The sequence below is a fragment of the Burkholderia cenocepacia genome (assembly GCF_900446215.1).
GTDB classification, from domain to species: Bacteria; Pseudomonadota; Gammaproteobacteria; order Burkholderiales; family Burkholderiaceae; genus Burkholderia; species Burkholderia cenocepacia.
This window is the reverse complement of record NZ_UAQZ01000012.1, coordinates 17673-38891: the sequence shown is the minus strand read 5'-3', so window position 1 is coordinate 38891 and position 21219 is coordinate 17673. Positions and strand designations below refer to the sequence as shown.

The window sequence follows — 21219 nt, the reverse complement described above, 5'->3', positions numbered from 1 at the left end:
CCGGCGGCCAGCGGGTTGCGGCCGCCGGCCGCGGCGTTCAGAAATCGATCTTCGCGCTCAGGCTCACCGTGCGCGGGTCGCCCGGCTTCACGTAGTCCGCGTACTGGTATTCCCAGTAACGGCGGTTCAACACGTTGTCGATCGATGCGCGCAGCGTCACGTCGTGCCGTCCGACCCGCGTCAGGTAACGCGCGCCCGCGTTGACGACGAGAAAGCCCGGTGCGTCGAGGCCGCCGGCCGCGCGCAGCGGCGTCGCGCCGGTGAATTTCGCGTCGACGCCGAGCGTCAGCCCCGGCACGCCCGGCACCGCATAGCCGAGGTCGCCGGCGAGCACGAAGCGCGGCGCGCCGGCCACGCGGTTGCCGTGGTTGCCGATCCCGTTCGCGTACCACGCGTCGAGCAGCATCGCGTCGACGCCCGCGTTCCAGTGCGCGCCGAATTTCGCGCGCGCGCCGACCTCGATCCCCTGAATGATCGATTCGCCATCCTGCACGTAGACGTTCGCTGCGTTCGCGTATTCGGCGCTGCGCTCGATGCGGAACAGCGCGGCCGTCGCGCTCCAGCGCGCGCGCTCGCTCTTGATCCCCAGCTCGTACTGCTTGCTGCGCAGCGGCTTGAGCACCTGGCCCGCGTTCGCGTAGACATCATTCACGCGGCTGCCGGGCTCGAGCGACTCGGCGTAGCTCGCGTACGCGGTGGTCGTCGGCGCGAGCTTGAACATCACCGCGAAGGTCGGCGTGACCACGCCGTTCTGGCGATAGCCGGGGTCCTCGGCGCCGCTCGCCTGGAACGCGCGCTGCGCGTAGTTCATGTAGCGCACGCCGGCCAGCACCGACCAGCGCTCGGTCAACTGCACGGTGTCGCTCGCGAACAGCGATTTCTGCACGATCTCGCTCGTGCGGTACTGGATGAAGCCGTGCGGACTCTCGTAGCGGTATGGATTCGGCGCATAGAGGTTGCCGGCGCCGAGCGGCACGAACACGCTGTTCGCCGAATAGTCGTTCGCCTGCTTCTGCCACGACGCGCCGAGCACGATCTGGTGGCTGAACGGGCCCGTGCGCACCTTCCCCTCGACCATCGCGCGCCACTGGCTGAAGCGGTGATCCTCCATGCCGACGTAGCGGCTGTCGGTGTAGTTGCCGGCCGCGTCCTGCAGGTAGAGCGTGCTTTCGTTACGCCGGCGCGTCGCCTTGCTGTAGCTGTACGCGACGTCGAGCTGCCAGTCGAGCGCGAGCTGGTATTGCAGCCCGGCCGTATAGAGCTGCAGGTTCGTGTTCAGGTACTGGTCCTTGCCGCCCAGGTTCGTCGATCCGCCGCTGATCGTCGCGGGCAGCGCGCCGCCCGGATAGCTGCCGGTGAAGATCGACGGCGTCTGGCCGGTCGTGCGGCGGTCCTGGTACAGCGCGCCGAACGACACGGACAGGTCGCGCGTCAGGTTCGCCTGCAGCGCGAGCGACACGCTGTCGCGGCGGATGTTGCCGTCGTTGTACGTCTTGCCTTCCTCGTGCGTCGCATTCAGCCGCGCGCCGAACATGTGGTCGGGACCGAAGCGCTGGCCGAGATCGACATGCTCGGTCCACACGTTGGTGCTCCGGTAGCCGATGTCGACGCTGCGCACCGGTTCGGCGCCCGGCTGCTTCGTCACGTAATTGACGACGCCGCCCGGCGTCACGAAGCCATACAGGAAGCCGCCGAGCCCCTTCAGCAGTTCGACGCGATCGAGCTGCTCGTACGGCATCGTGATGCCGTACGTGACGAACGGCAGTCCGTCGATCTTGTAGCCGTTCTGCCAGTCGAGCTGCATGCCGCGCACCGTCATGTAGCTGGCCCAGGCGCTGTAGGCGCCGCTGTTGTCCGACACCGACGCGTCGTTCGCGAACACGTCGCCGAGCTTGTACGGCTGGCGGGCCTCGAGCTCTTCCGACGTGACGATGGTCGTCGAGAACGGCGTGTCGAGCTGGCGGCGGGTGCCGAGCGCACCCGTCGAGATCGTGTCGGTCAAGTGTTGCGGCGAATCATGCGCGGCCGTGATGTTGAGGGCGGGCAGTACCGCGGCGTCGCCGGGCGAATCGTCCGCATGCGCGAGCGACGCGGCAAGGCAGGCGAGGGCGGCGGCCACGCGGCGTGGACGGACAGGCGGGCGGGCGAGGCAGACGGTCATGGCGAGCGAGTAAAAATGCGAGTAAGAATCATTCGCATTGCGTTAAAATGTCGCGCATCGTATCAAAACCCGCCAACCGCGCAACAATTCCATGCCGCGTACAAGGGCATCCGGCCTCGCCGGGCCCGACCGGGAGACCGTTGCGCGGTGCTCGACATCAAATGAACTGCATCCCGTCGAATCGGGGCCGCCGCTCGTGCCGGCCCGCCTTCCTTTCGCTGCGCACGCGATGAATGCGTTCCTGCGACCGTTTCTCGTGCGCCTGCACCGCTGGTTCGGGCTCGCCATCGCGCTGTTCCTGTTCGTCGCGGGGCTCACCGGCGCATTGATTGCGTGGGACCATGAGCTCGACGCGGTGCTGAACCCGGATTTCTACACCGCGCGCAGCGGCGCGGCGCCGCTGGCGCCGCTCGAACTCGCGGCGCGCATCGAGGCCGCCGATCCGCGCGTGCAGGTGACTTATCTGCCGCTCGCGATCGAACCGGGACACACGCTGCAGGCGGGCGTGATGCCGCGTACCGATCCGGCGACCGGCCAGCCGTACGCACTCGGTTTCAGCCAGATCGCCGTCGATCCCGCGACCGGCGCGGTGCAGGGCCGCCGCGAATGGGGCGCGCCGTCGCTCGCGCGGCTTGACCTGATGCCGTTCATCTACCGGCTGCACTACTCGCTGTTCCTGCCCGTGTACGGCGGGATCAACTTCGGGTTCTGGGTGATGGGCGTCGTCGGCATCGTGTGGGCGATCGACAGCCTGATCGCGCTGGTGCTGGCGTTTCCTAACCTGAAAAGCTGGCGCAAGTCGTTCGCGTTCCGCGTGCGGCGCGGCGGCTACCCGCTCGTGTTCGACCTGCACCGCTCGGGCGGCGTGTGGGTGTGGGGGCTGTTGCTCGTCGTTGCGATCACATCGATCTCGATGAACCTCGCCGTTCCGGTCGTGCGCCCGCTGGTCTCGCTGGTGTCGCCGCTTGCCGAAACGCCGTATACGAATCCGGAGCATTTCCCGCCGGTCCCGCCGGGCAGCCAGATCCTGCCGCGCGAGCGGATCGTCGAGATCGCGCGCTCGGCCGGCCGCGACGCAGGGATCGCCGCGCCGCCGGGCGCGCTGCTGTTCGCGCCGGGGATGAACGCGTATGCGGTCGGGTTCTTCACGCTGGGCAACGACCATGGCGACGTCGGACTCGGCAATGCGTGGCTGTACTGGAATGCGGTGACCGGCAAGCCCGTCGCGGCTCAGGTGCCGGGCCGCGGTTCGGCCGGCGACCTGTTCATGCAGGCGCAGTTTCCGCTGCACTCGGGGCGAATCGCCGGTGTCGCCGGACGTGTCGCCGTGAGCGTGCTGGGCATCGTGATCGCGATGCTGAGCGTGACGGGCGTGTGCATCTGGGTGAAGAAGCGCGGCGCACGCGGGCGGGCTGCGCGGAGCGCGCGACCGGCCGTGCCGGCATCGTCGCGCGCCGCGCGATAAGGACCGCGGGGCAAGTAGCAGGCGGACGGCGCAACCGCCGCCGGGCAGCGGCGCGGCACCCGCGCCGGGTGTGCGCCCGCGCCGTCAGCCCGCCTTGCGCCGGCGGGCCGGCTGCTTGCCGCCGAGCGCCGCGCATCGCGCGTGGCACGGGCAGCCGGCTTCGTGATCGTTGACCATGCCGGTCGCCTGCATCAGCGCATAGCAGATCGTCGAGCCGACGAACTTGCAGCCGTACGCCTTCAGCGCCTTGCTGAGCGCGTCGGACTGCTCGGTCGAGGCGGGCGCGTCGCGGTACGACTGCCACGCGTTCTGGACCGGCGTGCCGCCGACGAACGACCACAGGAACGCGGCGAGCGACCCGTGCTCTTCGCGGATGCGCTGCACGGCGCGCGCGTTGGTCACCGCCGATTCGACCTTCGCACGGTTGCGCACGATGCCCGGGTTCTCCAGCAATTTCTCGATGCGCGTGGGCGTGAAGCGTGCGACGGCATCGACGTCGAAATCGGCGAACGCTTCGCGATAGCCCGCGCGCTTGTTCAGGATCGTCGACCACGACAGCCCGGCCTGCGCGCCTTCCAGAATCAGCATTTCGAACAGGTGGCGATCGTCGTGCGACGGCACGCCCCACTCGGTATCGTGATAGTGAGCGTCCGCTTCCGTCTTCACCCAGTTGCACCGCTGCGACATCGTCTGCCTCGTTTTCAGTGTCGATTCGATCGCGCCAGCATAGCGGAAGCCCTTTTGGCGGGATAGCCGGCCGAACGGCAGATGGGCGCGCGGCGCCGATCCGGTTAAGCTTGGCGCCTGTTCGAATCAGCGGGATGAAGCATGGCGGCATTACTTTTTGCGATCGGCATCGACGGCGGCGGCACGGGCACGCGCGCGGTACTGGCCGACCGGGACGGGCGCGAGCTGGCGCAGGGGCGCGGCGGCCCGTCGGGGCTCGGTCTCGGCATCGAGCGGGCATGGGCGTCGATCAGCGCGGCGTGCGCGGATGCGTTCACGCAGGCCGGTCTCGCGTTCGACTGGTCGCAGTGCGCGCTCGGCTGCGGGCTGGCCGGCGTCAACAACGCGGCGTGGCTCGCCGCATTCCGCGCGCAGGCGCCGCTCGGCGCGCTCGCGATCGAAAGCGACGCGTATACGACCGTCGTCGGCGCGCACGGCGGCGCGCCGGGGCTCATCGTCGCGCTCGGCACCGGCAGCATCGCGGCGGCGCTCGACGCGGCCGGCGCGTGCCGGATCGCGGGCGGCTTCGGCTTTCCGTCCGGCGACGAGGCGAGCGGCGCGTGGCTCGGCGTGCGCGCGCTCGCGTATGCGCAACAGGCGCTCGACGGCCGCGTGCCGCGCGACGCGTTCGCCACGGCGCTGCTCGCGGAAACCGGCGCGCGCGATCGCGATGCGCTCGTCCAGTGGTCGTGCGACGCGAACCAGACGATCTACGCGCGTCTCGCGCCGATCGTGTTCGCGCACCGCACGCATCCGGTCGCGCGCGCGCTGATCGCGCAGGCTGGCGACGAGATCGGCAAGATGATCGACGCGCTCGATCCGCAGCACGCGCTGCCGGTCGCGCTGTGCGGCGGGCTGGCGGATGCGCTCGCGCCGGCCGTGCCGGCGCGGCATGCCGCGCGGCTGCGCGCGCCGCTCGACGATTCGGCGCATGGTGCGCTGCGGCTCGCGCTCCAGGCGTTGCGGGCGGCGGAGGGAGCCTAAGCCGAGCGGGGCGCGCGCGGCGAATGCCGCATCGCAGCAGCGCCGCAGGCGGCACCCGCCCGGCACCCGCCCGGCGCGCTGCCGGGCCCGACGTTAAAATGACGCTTCCTCCGTGCCCCGAGCGCCACTCTCCCGTCCCATGTACAAAGTCATCGCCACCGATCTCGACGGTACGCTGCTGAACAGCGACCACCAGCTCGACCCGTACACGATCGACACCGTTCGCCGGCTCGACCGCGACGGCGTGCAGTTCGTGATCGCCACGGGGCGCCACTATGCGGACGTCGCCGGCATTCGCGACGTGCTCGGCATCCGGCCGTACCTGATCACGTCGAACGGCGCACGCGTGCATGCGCCGGACGACACGAAGATCCACGGGCAGGACATCGACGCAGCGATCGTGCGCAGCCTCGTGCAGCCGGAAGTCGTCGGCGCGCACGGCCGCGTGATCGTCAACCTGTTTACCAACGACGGCTGGCTGATCGACCGCGAAGCGCCGCACCTGCTCGAATTCCACCAGGATTCGGGCTTCCGGTACGAGGTGATCGACATGGCCGCGCACGACGGCGCCGATATCGCGAAGGTGCTGTATATCGGCGAGCCGGCCGATCTGGCGGTCGTCGCCGAGCAGATGCGCGTGCAGTTCGGCGATACGCTGTACGTCACGTACTCGCTGCCCGACTGCCTCGAAGTGATGACCGCGAACGTGTCGAAGGGCCGCGCGCTGCGCACGGTGCTCGCGCGGCTCGGCGTCGACACCGGTCACTGCATCGCGTTCGGCGACAACATGAACGACATCGACCTGCTCGAAACGGCCGGCCATGCATTCATGATGAACAACGCGAACCCCGACCTGATCGCGCGGCTGCCGCACGTCCCGCGGATCGGCAACAACTTCGACGCGGGCGTCGCCCGCCACCTGCGCACGCTGTTCTCGCTGGAAGACGACGTCGTCGCGTCCTGAGCGTCCTGAGCGCCCGCCCGGGCGCGTGTTCCGCGCGGAAATGAAAAACGGGCGCCAGGGGCGCCCGTCGAAATTGCCTGCCTCGATGTTCTTCGACAGCGTGAGGCTCGCTGCTCTGCTCGCTTGACCCCGTAGTGTTTTATTCGCTTGTGCGAGCGGATGCCGGCAGCAGGTCGACGGCGTCGTCACGCCCGGCGACCAGCGGATAGATGATCCCCGCGAGTACCGCACCGATCAGCGGCGCGACCCAGAACAGCCAGAGCTGGCCGATCGCGTCGCCGCCCACGAACAGCGCCGGGCCGGTCGAGCGCGCCGGGTTCACCGACGTGTTGGTGACCGGAATCGAGATCAGGTGGATCAGCGTCAGGCACAGCCCGATCGCGATCGGCGCGAAGCCGGCCGGCACCCCGCGCTTGTCGGTCGCACCGAGGATCACGAACAGGAAGAAGCCCGTCATCACGACTTCGCAGATGAACGACGCGGCGAGCGAGTAGTGGCCGGGCGAGCGATCGCCGAAGCCGTTCGTCGCAAAGCCGCTGCCGACAACGTCGAAACCCGGCTTGCCGGTTGCGATCAGGTACAGCACGAATGCGCCGAGCGTGGCGCCGACGACCTGCGCGACGATGTACGGCGCGAGGTCGCGTGCCGGGAAGCGGCCGGCAACCGTCAGGCCGACGCTCACCGCCGGATTCAGGTGGCAACCCGAGATGTGGCCGATTGCGAATGCCATCGTCAGCACGGTCAGGCCGAAGGCGAGTGCGACGCCGGCAAAGCCGATGCCGAGGCCCGGAAAGGCGGCGGCCAGCACGGCGCTTCCGCACCCGCCGAGCACCAGCCAGAACGTGCCGAATACCTCTGCAGCGAGACGCTGAGAAAGATTCATGTAAGGACCTCGTCCAAGTGGGTTGAAGACCCCGGCCGACGCAACGGATTTATTTCGTCGTCCGGAATTGGTCTGGATTATAGGAAATGAATCGGGTCCGGGAGGGTAAACGATTGTTAAATTTGAATGGCTGACGAATGCCTTTTATTAGAATAAGTCCGCATTCTCGATATAGACGATTCGGTTAAAGATGGCAGCATTAATTTCGAAGGGCAGGGCGGCAGTGCAGACGACGTAACGGATGTTGGTGTCCCGGCCGGATTCGCCGGGGCCGCATCATCGAAAAGGGGAGTCGAAAAATGTCTCAATACGCGAAACTCAAGGCGCAGATCGCCGATCTGCAGGCCCAGGCGGACGACGTGCGCCGCCAGGAAGTGGCAGCGGTGATCGCCGATGTCCAGCGAATGATTGCCGAATATGGCCTGACGGCCCAGGACCTGGGCTTCGCGGAACGGGCACGGCGCGGGCGTCCGCCGAAGAAGGCGCCGTTGCCGCCTAAATACCGCGATCCGAAGTCGGGTGCAACCTGGAGCGGGCGTGGCAAGCCGCCGAATTGGATCGTCGGCAAAAACCGCGATCGTTTCCTGATCGAATGACCGAAAGCCGAATAGCAAGAGCCGCATCGTCGATGCGGCTCTTTCGTTTTACGCGCCGATTTCGGCGCGGATTTTACGGTCTATTTCGGCGCGGATTTCCGTGTCAGGCGCCCGCGACCCGGCGCAATGCCGGTTGCTTGGTTGCCGCGCAAAGCGATTCGTAAGTTTCGACGTAACGCCGCGCCATTGCCTTCGAGCTGAAACGCGTGTCGAAACGTTCGCGGATCGCGGGGCGCGACAGGCTGTCGATCCGGTGCAGCGCGCCGACCGCGCCCTGCACGTCTTCGACGATGAAGCCGGTCACGCCGTCCTCGATCACTTCCGGCACCGAGCCGCGGTTGAACGCGACGACCGGCGTGCCGCAGGCCATCGCCTCGATCATCACCAGGCCGAACGGCTCCGGCCAGTCGATCGGGAACAGCAGCGCCTTCGCGCCGGACAGGAACGCGGGTTTTTGCGCTTCGTTGATCTCGCCGATGAATTCGACATGCGCCTGGTCGAGCAGCGGCTCGATCACTTCCTTGAAGTAGTCGGCGTCGGCCTTGTCGACCTTCGCGGCGATCTTCAGCGGCAGCCCGCTTTGCGCGGCGATCCGGATCGCGGTGTCGACACGCTTTTCGGGACAGATCCGGCCGAGGAACGCGAGGTATTCGGGTTTCACGTCCGGCTGCGGCGTGAGCAGCGTGTCGGGCAGGCCGTGGTACACGGTGCCGGCCCACGCGGCCTGCGGCAGCGGCTTGCGCTGGTTGTTCGAGATCGACACGACCGGCGAATCGGGGAACGCGTCGAACACGGGCTGCAGTTCCGGCAGGTCGAGGCGGCCGTGCAGCGTCGTCACGTACGGCGTGTCGAGGCGCGACATCAGCGGGAACGGCAGGTAGTCGAGGTGGAAGTGCAGCACGTCGAATTCGTGCGCGACCCGCGCGACCTGTTCGAGGAGCCGCATATGGGGCGCCATCGAATCGCGGACCGACGGGTCGAGCCGCAGTGCGCGCGGCCAGGCCGCCTCGAGACGGGCCGACGTGACGGAGTCGCCGCTGGCGAACAGCGTCACGTCATGGCCGAGTTCGACGAGCGCCTCGGTGAGGTAGGACACGACACGCTCGGTGCCGCCGTAGAGTTTCGGCGGGACGGCTTCGTAAAGCGGCGCGATCTGGGCAATTCGCATGGGTGTTCTCCTGTGTCGATCCATGGGCGCGACGGCGCCGATGCGGATCCCGTACAAGGTTGCGGAACTTGCCGACACACGCGGTTGGCGGTACGTGGCCGGGCCCTGGGCGGATGCGCGGAGCGCCGGACGGCAAGCTGCGGGGCGGGCCGGCACGGCTCGCGCCGCCGCCCATTGGAGTCCATTATCGATATCGCCCTGAGGGGTTCGAGTGTTTTTTCAAACACTTAAGGCTTGTTACACGATGAAATACGCAAAAACCCCGAGAAAAAGGGCGCGGAATCGTGAATCGAGATGGCCACAACTATTGTTGCGCTATCGTGAAAAAGCACTATAATTTTTACCGATCCGATTGCCGGCAGCCTTGCCGGCAAGCCTTCCACGCTTGGTGCGACGGCCGTCGGGCGTCTCGCAACCGAATCCGCGTTGCAACCCGTTTTTTTCGAATCCCCTTTCAATCCGCCTTGTCGGAAAAATTCCTACACGGTTTACAGACAAATCCTGCACGGCATACGCCACTTCGCTGATACCGGCATAAATGCCGTTTGGCCAAAATTCGCCCTGTAAGACTATAAACGAGCCGGCTGAGCGTCCAGTGCGCACTGACCGAGCAAACGTTTTCATAACATGAATGGCCAAAGCAAAGCTCTTTAACGGGGGAATCATGAGCGCTACCAGCGAAATGCTCAGTGAGATCAAAGAGGTCAACCTGTCGTACCTCCTCCTCGCGCAACGACTGCTGCGGGAAGACAAGGCGATGGGTATGTTCCGCATGGGCATTTCCCAGGAACTCGCCGACGTGCTCGCCAACCTCACGCTCGCGCAGACCGTGAAGCTGGCCGCGTCCAACCAGATGCTGTGCCGCTTCCGCTTCGATGATCACGCGCTGCTGTCGTCGCTCGCCGACAAGGGCCGCAGCGACGTCGTCGCGCACGCCCACTCGGCCATCCTGATGGCCGGGCAGCAGGTCGAAGGCGTCCGCTGATCCATCCCGCCTTGCGTCTGTCCCGGCGTGTCGCGCCGGCCGGCGGCGTATTGGCCATTCATTCGAATAACGTCAAGCGGACGGTTATCACCATGGCAAGCAAAAGCGTCGTGATCGAGGTGAAGGAAATCACCCTCGCCATCGAACTGATCGAACTGGGCGCCCGGCTGCAGCTGCTGGAGGCGGAGACGAGCCTGTCGCGGGACCGTCTGATCAAGCTGTACAAGGAACTGAAGGGCGTGTCGCCGCCGAAGGGGATGCTGCCGTTCTCGACCGACTGGTTCATGACGTGGCAGCCGAACATCCACTCGTCGCTGTTCTACAACATCTACCGGTTCATGCAGGACCACGGCCGCTGCGAGCCGATCCAGTCGATCGTGAAGGCGTACCGGCTCTATCTGGAGCACGTGAACCTGTCCGGCGACGAGGCTGCGCTGAGCCTCACGCGGGCATGGACGCTGGTGCGCTTCTTCGATTCGGGGATGCTGCAGATGACCCCGTGCACGCGCTGCGGCGGCCATTTCGTCGCGCATGCGCATGATCCGCATCAAGGTTTCGTGTGCGGCCTGTGCCAGCCGCCGTCGCGCGCCGGCAAGACCCGCAAGGCCGCCGCCGCGCGCGCCGAACTGGCTGCCGCCGTGGCCTGAGCGCCCGCCGGGCAGGGCCGGACGGGGCGTGAGCGGCGCCTCCGGGGCCGCACGAATCGTCTGCGCATTGCTGGTAAACACCGTCGGGCCGCCGCCGGGCGGCCGCGAAAGTTTTCCTGCCGACTGCCGTAAACCTGTTTAACGGCGGTCTCCCCGCCGGTCTTTCGTGAGGGACAGGCAGTGCTGATTATCGTGGGAACACTCGTGACGCTGTTGTCCGTCTTCGGCGGTTATGCGCTGGCAGGCGGGCATCTGGGCGCCTTGATCCAGCCCGTCGAGATCCTGATGATCGCGGGCGCCGGCGTCGGCGCGTTCATCCTCGGCAACGGCGGCAAGACCATCAAGGCCACGCTGCGCGTGCTGCCGACGCTCTTCAAGGGCTCGAAATACACGAAGGATGTCTATATGGAGCTGATGGCGCTTCTTTACGTGCTGCTCGCGAAGGCACGCAAGGAAGGCACGCTGACGCTCGAGGCCGACATCGACGATCCGCAAAAGAGCCCGATCTTCACGCAATACCCGAAGATCCTCGCCGATCACCACATCGTCGAATTCCTGACCGACTACCTGCGCCTGATGGTGGGCGGCAACATGAACGCGTTCGAGATCGAAAGCCTGATGGACGAGGAGATCGAGACGCACCACGCGGAAGGCGAAGGCCCGGCGCACGCGCTGATGCGCGTCGGCGACGCGATGCCGGCGTTCGGGATCGTCGCGGCCGTGATGGGCGTCGTGCACACGATGGCCTCGGCCGACAAGCCGCCGGCGGTGCTCGGCGCGATGATCGCGCAGGCGCTGGTCGGCACGTTCCTCGGCATCCTGCTGTCGTACGGACTGATCGGGCCGCTCGCGAGCCTCGCGGAGCAACGCGTCGCCGAGTCGACCAAGATGTTCCAGTGCATCAAGGTGACGATCCTCGCGACGCTGAACGGCTATGCGCCGGCGATCGCGGTCGAGTTCGGCCGCAAGGTGCTGTTCTCGACCGAGCGCCCGTCGTTCTCCGAGCTCGAAGAGCACGTGCGCCGCGTGAAGGCGAAGTGACGCGGAGCGACCGATGAGCAAGAGCAAGGATCGCGCGATCGTCGTCAAGCGGGTGGCCCCGGCGAAGAAGGGCCACCACGGCGGCGCATGGAAGCTCGCGTACGCGGACTTCATGACCGCGATGATGGCGTTCTTCCTGCTGATGTGGCTGCTGAGTTCGGTCACGCCGGTGCAACTGAAGGGGATCGCCGAATACTTCAACATGCCGCTGAAGGCCGCGATTCTCGGCAGCGGCGATCGCAGTTCGCAGGACTCGAGCATCATCAACGGCGGCGGCCGCGACCTGTCGAGCGTCGACGCCGGCACGCTGCGCCGCACCGACGGCACGACCTCGCTCGCCGAGCGCCTCGCGAAGGCGGGCGACGAAAATTCCCGGTCGCAGGCCCAGGGCGCGCAGGACCGGCTCGAGCAGACGCGCCTGCACGACCTGCAGATCAAGCTGATGGCCGCGATCGAGGCCAATCCGACGCTGCGCCAGTTCAAGCAGCAGATCCGCATCGATTCGACGCTGATGGGGCTGCGCATCGAGATCGTCGATACGCAGAAGCGGCCGATGTTCGCGATGTCGAGCGATCGCGTCGAGCCGTACATGCGCGACATCCTGCGCGAGATCGGCAAGACGCTGAACGACGTGCCGAACCGGATCATCGTCCAGGGCCACACCGACGCCGTGCCGTACGCGGGCGGCGAGGGCGGCTACAGCAACTGGGAGCTGTCGGCCGACCGCGCGAACGCGTCGCGCCGCGAGCTGATCTCCGGCGGCATGGACGAGGCGAAAGTGCTGCGCGTGCTGGGCCTCGCGTCGACGCAGAACCTGAACAAGGCCGATCCGCTCGATCCGGAAAACCGCCGGATCAGCGTGATCGTGCTGAATCGCAAATCCGAAGAAGCGCTGATGCGCGACGATGCGACGACGACGACGTTGTCCGCCGACGCGGCCGGTTCGAAGCTGCTCGCGCAGCAGCTCGGCGGCCCGACGCCGGCGGTGCGTCCGGTCGTGGCGAGCGCCGTCGCCGTGGCGCCGAAACCCTGACGTTTCCAAGATTCCGAGACAGACATGATCCGAACCATTCTCGCCATCGACGACTCCGCGACCATGCGTGCGCTGCTGCAGGCCACGCTTGCGCAGGCCGGCTACGACGTGACGGTGGCGCCGGACGGCGAAGCCGGCTTCGACATGGCCGCGACGGCGCCGTACGACCTGGTGCTGACCGACCAGAACATGCCGCGCAAGAACGGGCTCGAGGTGATCGCGGCGCTGCGCAAGCTGACCGCGTACGCGGACACGCCGATCCTCGTCCTGACGACCGAGGGCAGCGATGCCTTCAAGGACGCCGCACGCGACGCCGGCGCGACCGGCTGGATCGAAAAGCCGATCGATCCGGGCGTGCTGGTCGAGCTGGTCGCGACGCTGTCCGAACCGGCTGCCTCCTGACATGAACGCGACGAATTCAACCGGTGACCGGGCATGACTCTCGACATCACTCAGTTCTACCAGACCTTTTTCGACGAAGCCGACGAGCTGCTCGCGCAGATGGAGCAGCTGCTGCTGAACCTCGACGTCGATGCGCCCGATCCCGAGGATCTGGCGGCGATCTTCCGCGCCGCGCACTCGATCAAGGGCGGCGCGGCGACGTTCGGCTTTTCCGCGCTGACCGATACGACGCACATCCTCGAATCGCTGCTCGACCGCGCGCGCAACCATGAGCTGACGCTGACCAAGGACATGGTCGACGTGTTCCTGGAAACCAAGGACGTGCTGTCCGACCAGCTCGTCGACTACCGCGCGAGCGCCGAACCGGACGCGGCCGCCGCCGCGGCGATCTGCGCGAAGCTCGAACGGCTGAAGGCCGAAAGCGGCGCGGGTGCGCCTGCCGCCGCCGAGGCCGCGCCGGTTGCGCCGGTCGCCGCCGCGGCCGTCGCGCCGGCTGCCGAACCCGCCGCTGCCGGCGACCGTGCGCCCGATCACGTGGTCGAACAGGCCGTCGCGGCCGCGCATCCGGCGGCCGACGCCGGCGCCGGCGGCCCGCACCTGAAGATCACGCTGGTCGGCGTCGATGCGAAGGACCAGGCGCTGCTCACCGAAGAACTCGGCAACCTCGGCCGGATCGTCGGTCGCGAGGAAGCGGGCGCGGACCTGTCGCTGTGGGTCGAATCGGACGTCCCGTCGGACGACATCGTCGCCGTGTGCTGCTTCGTGATCGACGAAAGCCAGATCCGCGTCGCGCACGGCACGGCGCCGGCCGCGCAGGCGGCACCGGCCGCCGCGCAGGACGCGGCCGCCGCGGTGGCCGCCGAACCGGCCGCCGCCCCGCCGCCCGCGCGCGTCGAGGTGTTCGCGCCGCAGGCCGCCGCCGCACAGCCGGCTGCTTCGGCGCCGGCCGAGCCGGCGGCCGCAGCCGCCGCGCAGCCGCAGCCGCCGTCGCCGTCGCAACAGCACGCGCAACCGCAGCCCGCCGAGCACGCGGCGCCGGCCGCCGCGCATCACGACGACAAGCGCGCGCGCCCGGCCGCCGCGGCTGCGGCGGGCGCCGAAGGCAGCTCGATCCGCGTCGGCGTCGAGAAGGTCGACCAGCTGATCAACCTCGTCGGCGAACTGGTGATCACGCAGGCGATGCTGGCCGAGACGGCGAGCGCGTTCGATCCGGCGCTGCACGACCGCCTGTTCAACGGGATGGCGCAGCTCGAGCGCAACGCGCGCGACCTGCAGGAAGCGGTGATGTCGATCCGCATGATGCCGATGGACTACGTGTTCAGCCGCTTCCCGCGGCTCGTGCGCGATCTCGCCGGCAAGCTCGGCAAGCAGGTCGAACTGGTCACGTTCGGCCAGGCGACCGAGCTCGACAAGAGCCTGATCGAACGGATCATCGATCCGCTCACGCACCTGGTGCGCAACAGCCTCGACCACGGCATCGAAACCGTCGACAAGCGCGTCGCCGCCGGCAAGGACGCGGTCGGCCAGCTCGTGCTGTCGGCTGCGCATCACGGCGGCAACATCGTGATCGAGGTGAGCGACGACGGCGCGGGCCTGAACCGCGAGCGGATCCTCGCGAAGGCCGCGAAGCAGGGCATGCAGATCGCCGAGAACATCAGCGACGACGAAGTCTGGCAACTGATCTTCGCGCCGGGCTTCTCGACCGCCGAGACGGTGACCGACGTGTCGGGTCGCGGCGTCGGCATGGACGTCGTGAAGCGCAACATCCAGTCGATGGGCGGCCACGTCGAGATCACGTCGCTGGCCGGCCGCGGCACGACCACGCGGATCGTGCTGCCGCTCACGCTGGCGATCCTCGACGGGATGTCGGTGAAGGTGGGCAGCGAGATCTTCATCCTGCCGCTGAACTTCGTGATGGAGTCGCTGCAGCCGTCGAACGACGACATCTACACGGTCGGCAACGGCGAGCGCGTGGTGCGCGTGCGCGGTGAATACCTGCCGCTGGTCGCGCTGCACGAGGTGTTCTCGGTCGAGGACGCGCGCACCGACCCGACGCAGGGGATCGTCACGATCATGGAAACCGAGGGGCGCCGCTTCGCGATGCTGATCGACGAGCTGGTCGGCCAGCAGCAGGTGGTCGTGAAGAACCTCGAAACCAACTACCGCAAGGTCCATGGCATCTCGGCGGCGACCATCTTGGGCGACGGCAGCGTCGCGCTGATCGTCGACGTCGCGGCGCTGAACCGCGAAACCCGTGCGACGCACGGCGCCCGTGCCGGCGCCGAGCTCGCCGTCTTCTGACTCTCGCCATCAACCGATTGGGGGCAAACGTGTCTGCTGAAGTCCAAATGATCAATCCGGCCGCGGCGAACGCGGCAACCAGCCGCCGCGACGCGGAACAGGGCGACGCGACGGGCCAGGAATTCCTCGTGTTCACGCTCGGCGACGAGGAATACGGGATCGACATCCTGAAAGTGCAGGAAATCCGCGGCTACGACAGCGTCACGCGCATCGCGAACGCGCCGGAGTTCATCAAGGGCGTGATCAACCTGCGCGGGATCATCGTGCCGATCGTCGACATGCGGATCAAGTTCCACCTCGGCCGGGTCGAGTACGACCACCAGACCGTCGTGATCATCCTGAACGTGTCGAACCGCGTGGTCGGGATGGTGGTCGACGGCGTGTCGGACGTGCTGACGCTGCAGACCGACCAGATCATGCCGGCGCCGGAATTCGGCGCGACGCTGACGACCGAGTACCTGACGGGCCTCGGCACGGTCGACGGCCGGATGCTGATCCTGATGGACATCGAGAAGCTGATGTCGAGCCGTGAAATGGCGCTGATCGAGACGCTCGGCGGGTAAGCGCGCCGCGCGCGCAGCAATTTCGGGAGAATCTGCAATGTTGCATAACTGGTCGATCCGCACGACGCTCACGGCGGTCGGACTCATCCTCGTGTGCCTGGCCGCCGCGGTCGGCGGGCTCGGCCTCTACGCGCTGAATCACGCGAGCCGTTCGCTCGACGAGATCGCGCACGTCGACCTGCCGGCGATCCACACGCTGGACGACACGGCCGCGTACCTGCTGCGCTCGCGCGTCGCGCTCGATCGCTTTCGTACGCTGACCGAAGCCGGCAATGCGGCCGACGCGGCGAAGGTGCTCGATCGCGCGCAGGAGCTGTATGCGAAGTCGAACCAGAACTGGCAGACGTTCCAGTCGACGCCGAAGCTCGGCGTCGAGCAGGCGCTCGTCGACGAGCTCACCGCGCGTTACACGACGATCATGAAGGAAGGCGTCGAACCGGAATTCGCCGCGGCACGCGCGGGCGACATGGCCGCGTACCACGCGATCGCCGACGCGAAGATCAGCCCGATGTTCGTCGCGTTCGACCAGACGGCGGCAGCCGTGATCGCCGCGCTGCAAAAGCGCGCGGAAGAACGCCAGGCCGCGACGCAGTCGCAGATCTCGATGATGATCGCGCTGATCGCGGCCGGCATCGCGATCGCGTTCGTCGTCGTGATCGCGATCCGCTTCGCGCTGCGCGGGCTGATCGTCAAGCCGCTGGAAGATGCGATCGCGCACTTCGAGCGCATCGCCGGCGGCGACCTCACGCAGCCGGTGAACGTGTTCAGCACCAACGAGATCGGCCGCCTGTTCGGCGGCATCAAGCGGATGCAGGACGCCGTCACGACGATGGTGCAGGCCGTGCATCGCGGCACCGAATCGATCGACGTCGGCGCGCGCGAGATCGCGACCGGCAACATCGACCTGTCGCAGCGCACCGAGGAGCAGGCCGCATCGCTGCAGGAAACCGCGTCGAGCATGGAGCAGCTGACCGGCACCGTGCGGCAGAACGCGGAAAACGCGCGGCAGGCGAGCCAGCTCGCGGTGAACGCGTCGGACATCGCGACGCAGGGCGGCGACGTGGTCGGCCAGGTCGTATCGACGATGCAGGACATCGCGGTCAGCTCGGGCAAGGTCGTCGACATCATCGGCACGATCGAGGGCATCGCGTTCCAGACCAACATCCTCGCGCTGAACGCGGCCGTCGAAGCGGCGCGGGCCGGTGAGCAGGGTCGCGGCTTCGCGGTGGTCGCGGGCGAGGTGCGCTCGCTCGCGCAGCGCAGCGCGAGCGCCGCGAAGGAAATCAAGCAGCTGATCGGCGATTCGGCCGAGAAGGTCGACAGCGGGTCGGCGCTCGTCGCGCGCGCCGGCGCGACGATGGAAGAAATCGTGCAGGCCGTGCGCCGCGTGACCGACATCATGGGCGAGATCAGCGCCGCGTCCGACGAGCAGTCGACCGGCATCGAGCAGGTCAACCGCGCGGTCGGCCAGATGGATGCGGTCACGCAGCAGAACGCGGCGCTCGTCGAGCAGGCGGCCGCCGCGGCCGCGTCGCTCGAGGAGCAGACGCGCCAGATGAAGGCGATCGTGTCGGGCTGGCGCGTCGCGGGCGGCATCGTGCTCGCGCCGGCGCGCAGCGTCGCGCGGCCGGTGGCCCATGAACCGGCGGCGCTGCCGTCGGACGCGCGCCACGACGCGCCGGTCGCCGCGCTGCCGGCGCCGCAGGCCGCGGCCCAGCCGGCGGCACGGCGTGCCGCGCCGGCGTCGCGCGCGGCCGCCGCGAGCGCCGACCACGAACCGAAGCGGGCGGCCGACGCCACTGCGCGTACGCAGAAGGACGCACCGGCTTCCCGCGGCGGCGCCGCCGCAGGCGGCTACGGCCCGCGTCTGGCGAAGACGGCCGCAGCGACGGACAAGCCGGCCGCGAAACCCGCGCTCGTGCGCCCGGCGCTGAACGGCGAGAAGCCGGCGCTGGCGGCCGCCGGCACGTCCGACGACGACTGGGAGACCTTCTAAGCCATGCAGCACGCGCGCGCGCCGTTTCGACCCGATGCACCGGATGCCTCGCCTCGCGCGGGCGAACCGGGGCGCGACTTCGCGTTCACCGGCGCGGATTTCGCACGCATCCGCGCGCTGATCCACCAACGCGCGGGCATCTCGCTGTCCGAGCACAAGCGCGACATGGCCTACAGCCGTCTCGCGCGACGGCTGCGGGCGCGCGGCCTCGACACGTTCCGCGACTACCTCGACCTGCTCGAGCAGGAAGACGATCCGCTCGAGTGGGAAGCGTTCACCAACGCGCTGACGACCAACCTGACCGCGTTTTTCCGCGAGTCGCACCATTTCCCGATCCTGTCGGAATTCGTGAAGGGGCGGCCGGCGCCGGTGTCGGTCTGGTGCTCGGCGGCGTCCACCGGCGAGGAGCCGTACTCGATCGCGATCACGCTGATCGAGGCGCTCGGCGAAACGGCGGCGCGCAGCGCGTCGATCCTCGCGACCGATCTCGACACGCAGGTGCTCGCGAAGGCCGAAGCCGGCATCTATACGTACGACCAGGTCAAGCACCTGTCGCCGGAGCGGCTCAAGCGCTTCTTCCTGAAGGGCACGGGCGCACAGGCCGGCCGCGTGAAGGTGCGCCCCGAGCTGCGCGCGATGATCCGTTTCGAGCAACTGAACCTGACCGATGCCGACTACGGGATCGGCAAGCCGTTCGACGCGATCTTCTGCCGCAACGTGATGATCTATTTCGACAAGCCGACGCAGGGGCAGGTGCTGTCGCGCTTCGAGCCGCTCGTGAAGCCGGGCGGCCTGCTGTTCGCCGGCCATTCGGAAAACTTCACGTACGTGACGCAGGCGTTCCGGCTGCGCGGGCAGACGGTGTACGAACTGACGCGCGACGCCGCTCAGGGCGCACGGTCGCGCGGCGCGCAGGCGAGCGCGGCGGCCGCGATGTCGTCGCCCGTGCGTGCGCGGGCCGCGGGCGGCGCGCCCGCCTATGGAGAGCGCGGATGAGCGCACTGCCGATCGCGACCAATCGCTACTTCGACAACCACTTCGAGCGCCCCGGCGTGAAGCTGTTGCCGAACGAGTTCTACACGACGTCCGAGGACATGGTGCTGATGACCGTGCTCGGCTCGTGCGTCGCCGCGTGCCTGCACGACCCGTATGCGGGCATCGGCGGGATGAACCACTTCATGCTGCCGGACGACGGCGCCGATCCGGGCGCCGCCGCGTCGGAATCGATGCGCTACGGCGCATATGCGATGGAAGTGCTGATCAACGAGCTGATCAAGGCCGGCGGGCGCCGCGAGCGCTTCGAGGCGAAGGTGTTCGGCGGCGCGGCCGTGCTGGCCGGGATGACGACGATCAACATCGGCGATCGCAACGCGGATTTCGTGCGCCGCTATCTCGCGCTCGAGCGCATCCGCATCACCGCGGAAGACCTGCAGGGCGTGCATCCGCGCAAGGTCGCGTTCATGCCGCACAGCGGGCGCGCGATGGTGAAGAAGCTGCGGCTGCAGGTGCCGGGCGTCACCGAGCGCGAAGCCGCGCTCGCGCGCGAGGCCGATCGCCTCCGCACCGCACGCACGCGTGCGCACGTCGAGCTGTTCGCCGCGAAGCGGCCTGCCGCGCCGCAACCGGCGCGCCCGCGCATCGAGCTGTTCGGCGCGCGTGGCGCCGCGCCGGCCGGCAGCGGCGGTGCGCGGACGGCTGGCCCGCAAGGGAGCCCGTACGCGGCGAACCTATCAAGAAAGCAGGAGGCATGACCGCAGTGCAGAAGATCAAAGTATTGTGCGTCGACGATTCGGCGCTGATCCGCAGCCTGATGACCGAGATCATCAACAGCCAGCCCGACATGACGGTGGTCGCGACCGCGCCCGATCCGCTCGTCGCGCGCGAGCTCATCAAGCAGCACAACCCCGACGTGCTCACGCTCGACGTCGAAATGCCGCGCATGGACGGGCTCGACTTCCTCGAGAAGCTGATGCGCCTGCGGCCGATGCCGGTCGTGATGGTGTCGTCGCTGACCGAGCGCGGCTCGGAAATCACGCTGCGCGCGCTCGAACTCGGCGCGGTGGATTTCGTCACGAAGCCGCGCGTCGGGATTCGCGACGGGATGCTCGACTACGCGGAAAAGCTCGCCGACAAGATCCGCGCGGCGTCGCGCGCGCGCGTGCGCCAGGCGCCGCAGCCGCAGGCCGCCGCGCGCACGGCGGACAGCGCCGCGGCCGCGCCGATGATCAACAACCCGCTCGTCAGTACCGAGAAGCTGATCATCATCGGCGCGTCGACGGGCGGCACCGAGGCGATCCGTGAAGTGCTGACGCCGCTGCCGCCGGATGCGCCGGCCGTGCTGATCGCGCAGCACATGCCGCCGGGCTTCACGAAATCGTTCGCGCAGCGACTGAACGGCCTGTGCCGGATCGCGGTGAAGGAAGCCGAGCATGGCGAACGCGTGCTGCCGGGCCATGCGTACATCGCGCCGGGCCACGCACACCTGTTGCTCGCGCGAAGCGGCGCGAACTATATTGCGCAACTGTCGGACGAGCCGCCGGTGAACCGGCACCGCCCGTCGGTCGACGTGCTGTTCCGCTCGGCGGCGACGCATGCGGGCAAGAACGCGATCGGCGTGATCCTCACCGGGATGGGCCGCGACGGCGCGGCGGGCCTGCTGGAAATGAAACGCGCGGGCGCCCACACGTTCGCGCAGGACGAAGCGAGCTGCATCGTGTTCGGGATGCCGCGTGAGGCGATCGCGCTCGGCGGCGCGGACGAGATCGCGCCGCTCGCCGACATGAGCCGCCGCGTGATGGCGCGCCTGGCGACGATGGGCGACCGCGTGCAGCGCGTGTGAATGGAATGTCACGGGGCGCGTGCCACGATACGCGTCTCGACGGAAACGAATCTGGAAAGGAACGACGATGGACAAGAGCATGAAAATCCTGGTGGTGGACGATTTCCCGACGATGCGCCGGATCGTCCGCAACCTGCTCAAGGAACTGGGCTATTCGAACGTCGACGAGGCCGAGGACGGCCTGGCCGGCCTCGCGCGGCTGCGCGGCGGCGGCTATGACTTCGTGATCTCCGACTGGAACATGCCGAACCTCGACGGCCTCGCGATGCTGAAGGAAATCCGCGCGGACGCGACGCTCACGCACCTGCCGGTGCTGATGGTCACGGCCGAGTCGAAGAAGGAGAACATCATCGCGGCCGCGCAGGCCGGCGCGAGCGGCTACGTCGTGAAACCGTTCACGGCCGCGACGCTCGACGAGAAGCTGAACAAGATCATCGACAAGATGGCCAAGGCCGGGAGCTGAAC

21 protein-coding genes are annotated in these 21219 nt (G+C 67.9%); 16 read left to right on the top strand and 5 right to left on the bottom strand.

The genetic code is table 11. The features are described 5' to 3' along the window. Positions 1-37: 37 nt before the first annotated feature. Positions 38-2161, bottom strand: coding sequence for a TonB-dependent siderophore receptor (locus DTA15_RS17490; protein WP_006484092.1), 2124 nt, complete (start codon positions 2159-2161; stop codon positions 38-40). A 229-nt stretch (positions 2162-2390) separates the two neighbouring features. Between DTA15_RS17490 and DTA15_RS17480 the strand changes: the two genes are divergently transcribed. Beyond that, on the top strand, positions 2391-3626 hold the full coding sequence (locus DTA15_RS17480) for a PepSY-associated TM helix domain-containing protein (protein ID WP_006484111.1): 1236 nt from the start codon (positions 2391-2393) through the stop codon (positions 3624-3626). 84 nt (positions 3627-3710) lie between these two features. Here DTA15_RS17480 and DTA15_RS17475 read toward each other — a convergent pair whose 3' ends face one another. Next, on the bottom strand, positions 3711-4313 hold the full coding sequence (locus DTA15_RS17475) for a DNA-3-methyladenine glycosylase I (RefSeq protein ID WP_006489711.1): 603 nt from the start codon (positions 4311-4313) through the stop codon (positions 3711-3713). Between the two features lie 141 nt (positions 4314-4454). Between DTA15_RS17475 and DTA15_RS17470 the strand changes: the two genes are divergently transcribed. Both DTA15_RS17470 and DTA15_RS17465 read left to right on the top strand, forming a co-directional pair. Next, positions 4455-5336 carry a glucosamine kinase nucleotide-binding domain-containing protein gene (locus tag DTA15_RS17470; RefSeq protein WP_012492265.1) on the top strand — a complete coding sequence of 294 codons (882 nt, stop codon included), beginning with the start codon at positions 4455-4457 and terminating at the stop codon, positions 5334-5336. A gap of 139 nt (positions 5337-5475) precedes the next feature. After that, positions 5476-6300, top strand: a complete 825-nt coding sequence (locus tag DTA15_RS17465) for a Cof-type HAD-IIB family hydrolase (RefSeq protein ID WP_006489316.1) — start codon at positions 5476-5478, stop codon at positions 6298-6300. A 139-nt stretch (positions 6301-6439) separates the two neighbouring features. Here the strand turns inward: DTA15_RS17465 and aqpZ are convergent, their stop codons facing one another. Next, on the bottom strand, positions 6440-7183 hold the full coding sequence (gene aqpZ, locus DTA15_RS17460; RefSeq protein ID WP_006489324.1) for an aquaporin Z: 744 nt from the start codon (positions 7181-7183) through the stop codon (positions 6440-6442). 299 nt (positions 7184-7482) lie between these two features. Here aqpZ and DTA15_RS17455 point away from each other — a divergent pair, with 299 nt between their 5' ends. Beyond that, entirely contained in the window at positions 7483-7779 is a 297-nt protein-coding gene (locus tag DTA15_RS17455; protein ID WP_006489320.1) for an H-NS histone family protein, read from the top strand. A 103-nt stretch (positions 7780-7882) separates the two neighbouring features. Here the strand turns inward: DTA15_RS17455 and DTA15_RS17450 are convergent, their stop codons facing one another. Together DTA15_RS17450 and DTA15_RS38605 are read right to left on the bottom strand one after the other, a co-directional pair. Then, positions 7883-8947 carry a glycosyltransferase family 4 protein gene (locus DTA15_RS17450; protein ID WP_006489318.1) on the bottom strand — a complete coding sequence of 355 codons (1065 nt, stop codon included), beginning with the start codon at positions 8945-8947 and terminating at the stop codon, positions 7883-7885. 315 nt (positions 8948-9262) lie between these two features. Next, complete coding sequence (locus DTA15_RS38605; protein WP_162470859.1) at positions 9263-9613, bottom strand: hypothetical protein; 351 nt, start codon at positions 9611-9613, stop codon at positions 9263-9265. Here DTA15_RS38605 and flhD point away from each other — a divergent pair. From flhD to cheY, 12 genes are all read left to right on the top strand, one after another. Further along, entirely contained in the window at positions 9612-9932 is a 321-nt protein-coding gene (gene flhD, locus DTA15_RS17440; RefSeq protein ID WP_011350590.1) for a flagellar transcriptional regulator FlhD, read from the top strand. The two genes, DTA15_RS38605 and flhD, sit on opposite strands and share 2 nt — an antisense overlap. Positions 9933-10024: 92 nt before the next feature. Beyond that, positions 10025-10579, top strand: coding sequence for a flagellar transcriptional regulator FlhC (gene flhC / locus DTA15_RS17435; RefSeq protein ID WP_006493184.1), 555 nt, complete (start codon positions 10025-10027; stop codon positions 10577-10579). A 180-nt stretch (positions 10580-10759) separates the two neighbouring features. After that, positions 10760-11620, top strand: a complete 861-nt coding sequence (motA, locus tag DTA15_RS17430; RefSeq protein WP_006482649.1) for a flagellar motor stator protein MotA — start codon at positions 10760-10762, stop codon at positions 11618-11620. Positions 11621-11633: 13 nt separating this feature from the next. Beyond that, complete coding sequence (gene motB, locus DTA15_RS17425; protein ID WP_006482647.1) at positions 11634-12653, top strand: flagellar motor protein MotB; 1020 nt, start codon at positions 11634-11636, stop codon at positions 12651-12653. A gap of 24 nt (positions 12654-12677) precedes the next feature. Then, positions 12678-13055: a response regulator gene (locus DTA15_RS17420; protein ID WP_006482646.1), complete on the top strand. Its 378-nt coding sequence runs from the start codon at positions 12678-12680 to the stop codon at positions 13053-13055. Positions 13056-13088: 33 nt separating this feature from the next. Next, positions 13089-15356: a chemotaxis protein CheA gene (gene cheA, locus DTA15_RS17415; protein WP_012492266.1), complete on the top strand. Its 2268-nt coding sequence runs from the start codon at positions 13089-13091 to the stop codon at positions 15354-15356. 47 nt (positions 15357-15403) lie between these two features. Further along, complete coding sequence (gene cheW, locus DTA15_RS17410) at positions 15404-15919, top strand: chemotaxis protein CheW (protein WP_006486165.1); 516 nt, start codon at positions 15404-15406, stop codon at positions 15917-15919. Positions 15920-15956: 37 nt separating this feature from the next. Further along, entirely contained in the window at positions 15957-17915 is a 1959-nt protein-coding gene (locus DTA15_RS17405; RefSeq protein WP_012492267.1) for a methyl-accepting chemotaxis protein, read from the top strand. A 3-nt stretch (positions 17916-17918) separates the two neighbouring features. Next, the gene (locus DTA15_RS17400) at positions 17919-18911 is read left to right on the top strand and encodes a CheR family methyltransferase (protein ID WP_006493442.1); all 993 of its coding nucleotides are present in this window, start codon (positions 17919-17921) and stop codon (positions 18909-18911) included. Next, positions 18908-19666 (top strand): chemoreceptor glutamine deamidase CheD, encoded by a 759-nt coding sequence (gene cheD / locus DTA15_RS17395; RefSeq protein WP_006497454.1) that lies wholly within the window; start codon positions 18908-18910, stop codon positions 19664-19666. The genes DTA15_RS17400 and cheD overlap by 4 nt, the downstream gene beginning before the upstream one ends. Further along, positions 19663-20754, top strand: coding sequence for a protein-glutamate methylesterase/protein-glutamine glutaminase (locus DTA15_RS17390; protein ID WP_012492268.1), 1092 nt, complete (start codon positions 19663-19665; stop codon positions 20752-20754). Before cheD ends, DTA15_RS17390 begins: the two co-directional genes overlap by 4 nt. Positions 20755-20821: 67 nt before the next feature. Further along, a complete protein-coding gene (cheY, locus tag DTA15_RS17385) occupies positions 20822-21217 on the top strand; it encodes a chemotaxis response regulator CheY (protein ID WP_006485893.1) in 396 nt (131 codons plus the stop codon). Positions 21218-21219: the final 2 nt, after the last annotated feature.

Coding starts and splice junctions, on each gene's coding strand:
- DTA15_RS38605 (WP_162470859.1), bottom strand. CDS start 9,613: ATGATTCCCCCGTTAAAGAGCTTTGCTTTGGCCATTCATGTTATGAAA.
- DTA15_RS17480 (WP_006484111.1), top strand. CDS start 2,391: ATGAATGCGTTCCTGCGACCGTTTCTCGTGCGCCTGCACCGCTGGTTC.
- DTA15_RS17390 (WP_012492268.1), top strand. CDS start 19,663: ATGACCGCAGTGCAGAAGATCAAAGTATTGTGCGTCGACGATTCGGCG.
- cheD (WP_006497454.1), top strand. CDS start 18,908: ATGAGCGCACTGCCGATCGCGACCAATCGCTACTTCGACAACCACTTC.
- DTA15_RS17475 (WP_006489711.1), bottom strand. CDS start 4,313: ATGTCGCAGCGGTGCAACTGGGTGAAGACGGAAGCGGACGCTCACTAT.
- cheW (WP_006486165.1), top strand. CDS start 15,404: ATGATCAATCCGGCCGCGGCGAACGCGGCAACCAGCCGCCGCGACGCG.
- flhC (WP_006493184.1), top strand. CDS start 10,025: ATGGCAAGCAAAAGCGTCGTGATCGAGGTGAAGGAAATCACCCTCGCC.
- cheY (WP_006485893.1), top strand. CDS start 20,822: ATGGACAAGAGCATGAAAATCCTGGTGGTGGACGATTTCCCGACGATG.
- DTA15_RS17420 (WP_006482646.1), top strand. CDS start 12,678: ATGATCCGAACCATTCTCGCCATCGACGACTCCGCGACCATGCGTGCG.
- DTA15_RS17470 (WP_012492265.1), top strand. CDS start 4,455: ATGGCGGCATTACTTTTTGCGATCGGCATCGACGGCGGCGGCACGGGC.
- DTA15_RS17400 (WP_006493442.1), top strand. CDS start 17,919: ATGCAGCACGCGCGCGCGCCGTTTCGACCCGATGCACCGGATGCCTCG.
- cheA (WP_012492266.1), top strand. CDS start 13,089: ATGACTCTCGACATCACTCAGTTCTACCAGACCTTTTTCGACGAAGCC.
- DTA15_RS17465 (WP_006489316.1), top strand. CDS start 5,476: ATGTACAAAGTCATCGCCACCGATCTCGACGGTACGCTGCTGAACAGC.
- flhD (WP_011350590.1), top strand. CDS start 9,612: ATGAGCGCTACCAGCGAAATGCTCAGTGAGATCAAAGAGGTCAACCTG.
- DTA15_RS17455 (WP_006489320.1), top strand. CDS start 7,483: ATGTCTCAATACGCGAAACTCAAGGCGCAGATCGCCGATCTGCAGGCC.
- motB (WP_006482647.1), top strand. CDS start 11,634: ATGAGCAAGAGCAAGGATCGCGCGATCGTCGTCAAGCGGGTGGCCCCG.
- DTA15_RS17405 (WP_012492267.1), top strand. CDS start 15,957: ATGTTGCATAACTGGTCGATCCGCACGACGCTCACGGCGGTCGGACTC.
- DTA15_RS17450 (WP_006489318.1), bottom strand. CDS start 8,947: ATGCGAATTGCCCAGATCGCGCCGCTTTACGAAGCCGTCCCGCCGAAA.
- DTA15_RS17490 (WP_006484092.1), bottom strand. CDS start 2,161: ATGACCGTCTGCCTCGCCCGCCCGCCTGTCCGTCCACGCCGCGTGGCC.
- aqpZ (WP_006489324.1), bottom strand. CDS start 7,183: ATGAATCTTTCTCAGCGTCTCGCTGCAGAGGTATTCGGCACGTTCTGG.